9 protein-coding genes are annotated in these 9,261 nt (G+C 63.7%); 5 read left to right on the top strand and 4 right to left on the bottom strand.

Going from position 1 to position 9,261, the window contains the following annotated elements; all coding sequences use genetic code 11:
- On the top strand, positions 1–468 hold a 468-nt coding region (locus WBV42_RS07990), incomplete at its 5' end, for an FAD-dependent monooxygenase (RefSeq protein WP_423985554.1).
- Between the two features lie 82 nt (positions 469–550).
- Here the strand turns inward: WBV42_RS07990 and WBV42_RS07985 are convergent.
- Positions 551–1,453, bottom strand: coding sequence for a diacylglycerol/lipid kinase family protein (locus WBV42_RS07985; protein ID WP_423985553.1), 903 nt, complete (start codon positions 1,451–1,453; stop codon positions 551–553).
- A gap of 66 nt (positions 1,454–1,519) precedes the next feature.
- Positions 1,520–2,776, bottom strand: a complete 1,257-nt coding sequence (locus WBV42_RS07980; protein ID WP_423985552.1) for an NAD(P)/FAD-dependent oxidoreductase — start codon at positions 2,774–2,776, stop codon at positions 1,520–1,522.
- A gap of 215 nt (positions 2,777–2,991) precedes the next feature.
- Between WBV42_RS07980 and WBV42_RS07975 the strand changes: the two genes are divergently transcribed.
- Together WBV42_RS07975 and WBV42_RS07970 are read left to right on the top strand one after the other, a co-directional pair.
- Positions 2,992–4,185, top strand: a complete 1,194-nt coding sequence (locus WBV42_RS07975) for a threonine synthase (RefSeq protein ID WP_423985551.1) — start codon at positions 2,992–2,994, stop codon at positions 4,183–4,185.
- Between the two features lie 12 nt (positions 4,186–4,197).
- On the top strand, positions 4,198–4,383 hold the full coding sequence (locus WBV42_RS07970; RefSeq protein ID WP_423985550.1) for a hypothetical protein: 186 nt from the start codon (positions 4,198–4,200) through the stop codon (positions 4,381–4,383).
- 138 nt (positions 4,384–4,521) lie between these two features.
- Here the strand turns inward: WBV42_RS07970 and WBV42_RS07965 are convergent, their stop codons facing one another.
- Entirely contained in the window at positions 4,522–5,670 is a 1,149-nt protein-coding gene (locus WBV42_RS07965; protein WP_423985549.1) for a pyridoxal phosphate-dependent aminotransferase, read from the bottom strand.
- On the bottom strand, positions 5,667–6,071 hold the full coding sequence (gene ribH, locus WBV42_RS07960) for a 6,7-dimethyl-8-ribityllumazine synthase (RefSeq protein ID WP_066143315.1): 405 nt from the start codon (positions 6,069–6,071) through the stop codon (positions 5,667–5,669). Before ribH ends, WBV42_RS07965 begins: the two co-directional genes overlap by 4 nt.
- Positions 6,072–6,152: 81 nt before the next feature.
- On the opposite strand from ribH, the gene WBV42_RS07955 reads away from it, so the two are divergent.
- Positions 6,153–7,907 (top strand): flippase activity-associated protein Agl23, encoded by a 1,755-nt coding sequence (locus WBV42_RS07955; protein ID WP_423985548.1) that lies wholly within the window; start codon positions 6,153–6,155, stop codon positions 7,905–7,907.
- 83 nt (positions 7,908–7,990) lie between these two features.
- Positions 7,991–9,160, top strand: coding sequence for a 5-(carboxyamino)imidazole ribonucleotide synthase (locus tag WBV42_RS07950; protein WP_423985547.1), 1,170 nt, complete (start codon positions 7,991–7,993; stop codon positions 9,158–9,160).
- Positions 9,161–9,261 lie beyond the last annotated feature (101 nt).

Below are 9,261 nucleotides of genomic sequence, written 5' to 3'. Positions count from 1 at the left end.
CCCTGTGACGAGTTGCGGAGGACGTTCGGCGACATCGGATGGATCGTACCCGATGCGCTCGATCATTGTGCGGATGTCGATAGTATCTACTACGATCAGGTCGCACAGATCGAGATGGATCACTGGTCGAAGGGACGAGTGACGTTGGTCGGAGACGCCTGCTACGCCGTTTCACTCCTCGCAGGACAAGGGGCATCCATGGCGATGGGTGGTGCTTACGTTCTCGCACGCAAGTTACGCGAAGCTTCCGTTATCGAAGAGGGATTGGCTGAATACGAGGCCAAGATGAAACCGGAAATCGAGAAAAAGCAAGCATACGGGAGGCGCACTGCGAGTTTTCTCATCCCCCCTACGAAGTGGCACGTCAAAGTGCGGGATGCAGTGCTCAACCTCTCCCAACTTCCCGGACTGTACTGGCTCCTTCGACCCGTTGTAGCGGGGACCGACAGCGTCATCTCGACAAAATAGGCACCGTGTGTCCCTTCGAAGCGTCCATGGCATCCTGCAATTGTTCCGACATGGTCGCATATGCACCTGAAGAATTACCGCTCTATCTTCCGCTCCGATTCGGAACGTACCGTTCTCCGACCGCGAACCGCATCGCGTTCGGGCGGCAGCGAACGTCCATCTCGGCACGCTGGACCATCTCCCCGTCGAGGCTGAACTGCACCGGGTCCCCGTCGTGTTTGAGATGCAATCGAGGAACTTTGAGTCGTGTGAGATACGTCGAACCCCGACGCAACAGCACCTCGGCGGCACCGGCCGAGAGATAATCGAGCGACGGCGCGCGTTCGATGATGACCACGTTCAGCAGGCCGTCCTCGACGTTCGCCCGACGCTCGCGCTCCCCAGGGAATCGTCGAGCGTTACCGATGAGGAGCATTTCCGCCTCGCCCGACCATATCGGGTCGTCCCGGGGCCCCGCTCGAATGTCGAGTCGAAGGCCGTCGAACTCCCGCGCCTCGTGCAGCGTGCTCAGCACGTAGGCGATGACGCCGAGCCGTCGCTTTCGCTCCGGCGTCGTGTGCGCGCTCGCCTCGGCGGTCAACCCGCCGACGCAGGAGTTGACGAACGGCCGGTCGTCGGCCATCCCGAGGTCGAGCCGTCGTTCCTCGCCGGATTCGACCACGTCGAACGCGTGGGTGAGCCCTCGAATCCCGAGGTTGTCCGCGAAATCGTTGCCGGTCCCCGTGGGAATCGCCCCGAGGCGAACGTCGTCGAGCGCGCCCGCTGCATCGACACCCCTGACGACTTCGTTGAGAGTCCCGTCGCCGCCACAGGCCGCGATGACCGACGCACCGTCTCTCGCCGCCGACTCCGCGAGCGTCAGGGTCTCGCCGCGGGCAGTGCTGTCCCGAACGTCGTAGCCCCGGCGACGGGCGATATCACGGGCCTTGCCGCTCTTCCGTCGGTCGCCGCCGTTCGGATTTCGAATCAGGACCGGTTTCTCCATCGTTGTGGATTGATTTCGTTCGGGAATCGACAAAATCGTATCGCCCGTTTCCGAGGACGGTGACGATCACAGATCGTCGTACACGGCGAGCGCGGCCTTCCGGCCGCTCTCCATCGCGGCGTTGAGCGAGGACGCTTCCGTGAAATCCCCCGCGAGGTACACCGAACCCTCGTCGGTTCGAGTAGTCGGAAGCGTGTCGAAGACCCCCGGGGGTTGGGCGAACTGCGCGAACTCGATACGGTCGGTGTGGAGGTGTTCGAGTGGGGCGAAATCCCGGTCAGGATACCACCGCTGTAGCGTCTCGACCACCGTTTCCGCCAGTTCCTCGTCCGACTCTTCCGGCAAGCCGAGAAACGTCGCGGAGAGGAGTTCGCGCCCTTCTGGCGAGAACTCCGGCGCAATCGTGGACACCGGGACGATTTCGTTCGGCGCGTCGTCCCCGACGTTGAGCAGGATTCGGTCGCCGGTGTCGAGCGGTTCGTCGTGGACGAAATACTGGGTGATACAACTGTGAGCGTCGGTCGGGATCGAATCGACGCCCGTCAACTCTCGGGCGGCCTTCGGGTCGGTGGCGACGACGGCGACGTCGCCGGTGATGGTTTCACCGTCGATCTCGACGCGGACTTCGTCGCCGTCCGATTCGACCGCCGAAACGACCTCTTCGAGGTGAATCGTCGCCCCGGCCGCCCGTGCCTTCCGCGCCAACTGTTCGGAAATCGCGCCCATGCCGTCGGCGGGAACGGCGATCCGTCCCGTGGACAGCATCTTGAACGTGAACTCGAACACCTTCTTCGAGGTAGAAAGCGACCGATCCAGCGAGATACCGCCGTAAAACGGCCCGACGAAGTTGTCTCGAAACGATTCGGAAAACCCGCGTTCGCGGAGGTACTCCTCGATGGACTCGTCCTCCCCGGCGAAGATCTCGCGGTTCGGTTTGCGGGTCAGTTCCCGCCGGAGTTTCAGGGTTCGAACCTTGTCGCCGAGACGAACCTCGCGGTTCGCCATCGACTCGAACAGCGTTCCAGGGTCACGAAATGGGTCGCTCAGGGTGGATCGACTGCCGGGACGGGCGAGCACCGCACCGGGAGCGAAATAGCGCAGATCGAGGTCGTCGAAGTCGAGTTCGCGTCTCGCGGCGGGGTAGGAGGTGAAGAGCACCTGAAAGCCACGGTCGAGGACGAACCCGTCTTTTCGCTCGGTTCGGACCCGCCCGCCGACCTCGTCCTCGCGTTCGAAGACGTGAACGTCCACCCCCAACCGGGCGAGGTGCCGGGCGGCGACGAGCCCCGCGAGTCCCGCCCCAGCGACGATGACTGTGGTCATGGGGGAAGGTCGGTCGTCTTCCGTAAACCTCTCTCGGCCCATCAGGTTGGGGTTCGACGGTACCAGGACGGTGCCAACGGCTCACGGTTGTCGCTCCACGCGGTCGGCGAGGATAGACTGGACGGTTTCCGGTTTCATATCCAACGGTCGGCGAGCAGGGGCAAAAGGGACGGGGGATGAACAGGGCTTAGTGGTCCGCCTGCCCACCTTCGGGCATGGAGACGACGGACGCATTCATCGGACTGACGTGCGTGGACTGTGGCGAGACGTTCGACGCCGAAGTGGGGACACACCGCTGTCCCGACTGCGACGGCATCCTCGACCCGGAGTACGACTACGACGCCATCGACGTGTCGCGCGAGGAGTTCGAATCCCGACCGTTCGAGACGATGTGGAAGTACGCTGAACTCCTGCCGTTCACCCGTGAATCGGCGGTGACGATGGACGAAGGTGCGACGCCCCTCGTCGAATGCCCAAAACTCGCCGAGGAGATGGGCGTCGGACGCGTCCTGTTCAAGGACGAAGGACGCAACCCCACCGGGACGTTCAAGGACCGCGGCCAGACGATGGCCGTGACCGCGGCGGCCCAACACGGCGCGACGGACATCGCGCTCGCGTCAGCCGGAAACGCCGGACAGGCGGCGGCCGCCTACGCCGCCCGCGCCGACCTCGAATCGCACGTCTTCCTCCCGACGCGCGCCGGGTTCACGAACAAGGCGATGGTCAACGTCCACGGCGGGGACATGACCGTCGTCGAAGGGAGGATCGGCGACGCGGGCGCGGCCTACGCCGACGCGATGGAGGAAGAAGACGACTGGTACTCGGTGAAGACATTCGTCACGCCCTACCGCCACGAGGGCAAGAAGACGATGTTCTACGAGATCGCCGAGCAGATGGACTGGGACGTCCCCGACGCCATCGTCTACCCGACCGGTGGCGGGGTCGGCCTCGTCGGCATGCACAAGGCCGCAAAGGAGTTCCGCGATTTGGGACTCACCGACGACCTTCCAGCGATGTACGCCGCGCAAGCGACGGGATGTGCACCGATCGTCAAGGCATGGGAAGAAGGTAAAGACATCCACGAAGCGTGGGAGACGCCGGACACCATCTGCGGCGGTATCGAGATTCCCGACCCCGGCGCGAGCCCGATGATCCTCGACGCGCTCCGCGAGAGCGACGGCGGCGCGGTGGCGACCAGCGACCAGGACATCCTCGATTCGGCGGTCGCGGTCGCACAGAAGGAAGGGTTGGAGATGGGCGCAACCTGCGCCGCCGCCGCAAGCGGCGCGTGGGAACTCGCCCAGAAGGGTGAGTTCGACGAGGACGACACCGTCGTCATCCTCAACACCGGCGAGGGTAACAAGGACGACGACGTGCTCCGAAGCCACCTGATGGGCATGGGCGTCTAAGGAGGAGAACGCATGGTTTCCCCTGCTGGCAAAACCGCACTCATCTCCGGAGCCATCGGGTTCATCGCGGTGTTTCTCGTCGCGCTCTTCGCGCTCGGGTACAACCCCCAGCAATCCGTCGTTGCTTCCATCTCACCCGCAATCGGGGCGGCCATCGGCATCTACATCGCCAACCGGTTCATCATCAGACGGAACTGAACGACGGGAGACGACCGGGCTACTTTTTCGCGTAGGTTTATATCGAAAGCCGGGACCAATGCGGTTCGAGGTGATGAGTTCCCGGAGGCACGAAGCGATAGCTCGGTCGTTCACTCGAAAATAAAAACGCTGTTTCCGTTACAGCAGGTCTTCGTCGGCCAACCGTTCGACCGCTTCCTCGATCCGCTCCAAGCCCGCCGCATACGAGACTCGCGCGTAGCCGGGCGCGCCGAAGGCGCTGCCCGGTACCGTTGCGACGTGGGCCTGCTCCAGCGCGTCCTCACACCACTGCTGGTCGTCGTCAGCCACGGGAATCATCATGTAGAACGCCCCGTCCGGCGTTCGAACGTCCACGTCGTGCTGTTTCAGCAGGGCGACGAGTCGGTCACGGCGCTCGTGGAACGCTTCGACCATCTCGCTCACGTCGTCCTCGGTGTTCGCCAGCGCTTCGACGCCCGCCCGCTGGACGAAGTTCGTCGCGGAGGAGACCGAATGCGAGTGGAGTTTGGCCGCCTGCGAGACGAGTTCCTCCGGCGCGGCGAGGTAGCCGAGCCGCCAGCCGGTCATCGAGTAGGCCTTCGAGAAGCCGTTGACCGTGACGGTGCGCTCGAACATCCCGTCGAGGGTGCCGAGGCTGGTACACTCCGCGCCATAGGTGATCTGCTCGTAAATCTCGTCGCTGATGACGGTGATATCGTGCTCGACCGCCAAGTCCCGGACGCCTTCGAGTGCCTTATCCGAGTACACCGCGCCGGTCGGGTTCGACGGCGAGTTGACGATGAGCAGCTCGGTATCGTCCGAGACGGCCTCGGCGAGGTCGTCGAGGGCGGGTTCGAGTTTGAAGTCGTGTGGTGCGAGGTCCACGCGGTTCAGGTCGCCGCCCGCGAGTTTCACCATCGCCTCGTAGGACACCCACGCCGGGTCGAGGAGGACGACTTCGTCGCCGTCGTCGACGACTGTCTGCACCGTCTCGTAGAGCGCCTGCTTCGCACCGGGCGTGACGATGACGTTGTCCGCTTCGTACGAAAGACCGTCCTCTTGTAGCTTCTCCGCGATGGCCTCGCGGAGTTCGGGAACGCCATTGGATGGCGGATAGCCGGTGTGGCCGTCCTCCATCGCTTCCTCGCAGGCGTCCACGATGTTCATCGGCGTCGGGAAGTCGGGTTCACCGACGCTCAGGTCGATGACGTCCGCACCATCCGCTTTCAGTTCTGTCGCGAGGCTGCTGATCGCGAGCGTTGCGCTCGGTTCGACACGTCCGATTCGTTCCGAAAATTCCATCGTCATTGTAGTTCTTCCACCAAATCGAGTGCACCTTCGACCGCTCGTGCACCGTAGTCGGTACGCTCGCGTGCTTCCGCCGCCGACATGCCCGGTCCGGTGATTCCAAGGGCGACCGGCGTATCCCGGTCCAAGCTCACGTCGGTGAGCTTCTGTGTCGTTGCGGTCGTGATGACGTGATCGTGGTCGGTGTCGCCGGTGATGACGGCACCGAGCACCGCGACCCCGTCGATGTCGTCCCGTCGCGCGAGTCGGTCCGCCGCGAGGGGGGAGTCGTACGCACCGGGAACGTGTAGCGTTTCGACGATTTCCGCACCTCGCTCGGCGGCAGCCTCACGCGCCGACGCCTCCATCTGCTCCGTTATCGGCGCGTTGAACTCCGCGACGACGAGTCCGAGCGTTACCATGTGTGGCGGGAGGCCACCCCGGCTAAAAGAACTACCGCTCTCCGCAAGGCTTGTATCCCCGCTCTGTCTTGAGGCAAAACAATGAGTTCAGGCGAACACCCGCTGACCGGGTGGACGGCCCGAAATCGGGGTTTCGCTTTCATCTGTGCCATCACGGTGCTGGCGCTGGCGCTCCGGCTTGTCGGTCTCGGCACTCGATTCGCCCATTGGGACGAAGCCCGCGTCGGCTACTGGATACTCCGCTATCAGGAGACCGGCGTCTGGAATTACTATCCGCCGATTCACGGACCCTTTTTCCCGCAGGTGAACAGCGTCCTGTTCGAACTGTTCGGCGCGAGCGACTTCGTGGCGCGACTGCCGGTGGCACTCGTCACCGGATTGGTGCCGCTGGCCGCGTGGCTCTACCGCGACCACCTCAGCGATTCCGAGATGGTGGCGTTCGCTTTCTTCCTCGCCGTGAATCCCGTCGTCCTCTACTACTCCCGTGTCATGCGGTACGACGTGTTGCTCGCGGCGTTCATGGTGTTCGCGCTCGGTTTCTACCTTCGCGCACAGGCGACCGGGAAGGCACGATACCTCTACGCCGGAACCGCGGCGTTGGCGCTCGGCTTCACGACGAAGGAAAACGCCATTCTGTACGTCCTCGCGTGGCTCGGAGCGCTCGTCCTGCTGTTCGACCACCGACTGCTCCTCTCCCGGAATCACGACCGGGAATGGACCGAGACGTTCGTCGACACGACCAAAGAAACCGGTCGGGGGCTCCTTCGATTCGCTCCGCACATCCTCGTTGCGCTGGTGGAGTTTTTCGTCATCATCGTCTACTTCTACGCGCCCCGGGCGAACGGAACCAGCGGACCGGGGTTGTGGAAGGCGTTCGGGCATCCGTCGATGTTCGGTGCGGTCGTCGGGGAGGCAACGCTCGGGACGTGGGACAAGTTCACCGGACAGTGGGTGACGAGTCAGGGTCACGCCTACCTTCCCTATCTTCAGCACTTCATCACGGTACTCGAACAGGGCGCGATCGTGGTCGTCCTCCTCTCCGTCGTCGGTTTTATCGCGGCGCGATACGTCGACGACCGCCCCCGCGACCTCGTCTCGTTCGCGTTCTATTGGGGCGTGGTGAGCATCCTCGGCTACCCGCTCGTGACCGACATCCAGGCCGGGTGGGTGACGGTGCACGCCATCGTCCCGCTCATGATTCCCGCGGCCGTCGGCGCGGGGGTCATCTATCGTTGGGGACGGGAGGCGTACGAGGACGACGACCGGGTCGGAACGACCGCGACGAGCGTCATCTCGCTCGTTCTCGTCGTACTGATCCTCTTTCCGGCGACGACCGTCGTCTACATGCATCCCCAAGACCCCGACACGCCGAGCGTGTTCGGCGGACAGCGCCACAACGACATCGTCCAGTGGGGACAACCGGCCGCCGGTATCAAACCGACGATGGAAAAGGTACAGCAAGTGTCGAACGCGAACGAGGGAGGGACCGACGTCCTGTACTACGGCTACGTGGACGATCAGAGTAACTACGTGTTCTACGTCCCGGACGAGAGCAGCAACGACGGCCCACCACCGGCCGCGAGCGGCTGGTACAACCGCCTCCCGCTACCGTGGTACACCGAGATGGCGAACGCGAGCGTCGACAGCACGCTGGACAACGAGAGCCTGAAGACCCGACAGCCGCCGGTCGTCATCACCCGAACCTCACGCGAAGGGGATGTGGCGAAGTATCTCGACGGCTATCGTGCGTATCGACACGATCTGACGCTCTGGGGTGCTCCGACGACGATTTACATCAAAAAGAGCGCACTTCGGAAGGCGAACCAAGCAGAATAGCCCGAAATCCGTTACACGTTCGTGCGCATTTCTCGTCCAAGTTGGCAAATCTTATGCACCCACAGGGATAGCTTTCGGGCAACATGGTTACGGCATCACCGCTTACCCTCGGCGTCGTCGGTGGCGGCCAACTCGGCCGGATGCTCGCGGAAGCGGCATCCCCGCTCGGCGTCGAACTGATCGTCCTCGATCCGACACCCGACTGCCCGGCGTCGCTCGTCGCCCGCGACCAAATCATCGGCGACTTCGACGACGAGGACGCGATTCGAGAACTCGCGAAGCGAAGCGACGCGTTGACGTTCGAAATCGAACTCGCCGACCCCGACGTGCTCGAAGCCGTGAGCGACGAGTTCGACGTCCCGGTTCACCCGGACCCGGCGACGCTCCGAACCATTCAGGACAAACTCGTCCAGAAGCACGCGCTGCAGGACAGGGGCATCCCGGTTCCGGACTTCCGCCAAGTCGATTCCCGCGAGGACCTGCTCGAAGCGGGCGAGGAGTTCGGCTATCCGATGATGCTGAAGGCCCGCCGCTGCGGCTACGACGTGCACGGTAACGTCCCCGTCGAGGACGAGGACGACGTGGACAACGCGATGTCGCAAGTCTCGGGCGAACTGATGGTCGAGGAGTTCGTCCCCTTCGAGCGCGAACTCTCCGTTATCGCCGTGAAGGGCGACGACGAGGTGGCGACGTTCCCCGTCGGCGAGAACGTCCACGAGGACGAAATCCTGCGACAGACGGTCGTCCCGGCGCGCACGACCGACGACGTTCGAGAGCGAGCGGAAGACGTCGCACACGACGTGCTCTCCACCCTCTCCGGGCGCGGCACGTACGGTATCGAACTCTTCGAAGGCCCGGACGGCCACATCTCCGTGAACGAAATCGCACCCCGCCCGCACAACTCCGGGCACTACACCATCGAAGGCGCGCTCACCTCGCAGTTCGAACAGCACGCCCGCGGCGTGCTGGGGTACCCGCTCGGGGCGACGACGCTCCGCGGTTCCATCGTGATGTCGAACATTTTGGGCGACGTGGACGAACCGGAACCCGCCGACCTCTCGGGCGTCGAGGGCGTGCTCTCGACCCCCGGCGCGTCGTTCCACTGGTACGGCAAGCACAACGTTCGCCCGCTCCGAAAGATGGGACACGTCACGCTCGTCGGCGGCGACGACCCGGCGACGGTAGGCGAATCGACGCTCACCGAACTGCACGGTGCTGCAACAGACCTCACCGACTCACTCACGTTCCGATGACCACCGCACAATCAGTGACGACCCTAATCGAACAGTTCGAAGCCGAAGCAAAGCGCGACCGACCGACGGAAGAAACGCCCGAAATCGGCATCGTCATGGGA

Source organism: Haladaptatus sp., from assembly GCF_049589095.1.
Lineage (GTDB): Archaea > Halobacteriota > Halobacteria > Halobacteriales > Haladaptataceae > Haladaptatus.
Note: the sequence above shows the minus strand (reverse complement) of the source record. Positions and strands in the feature narration are given on the sequence as shown.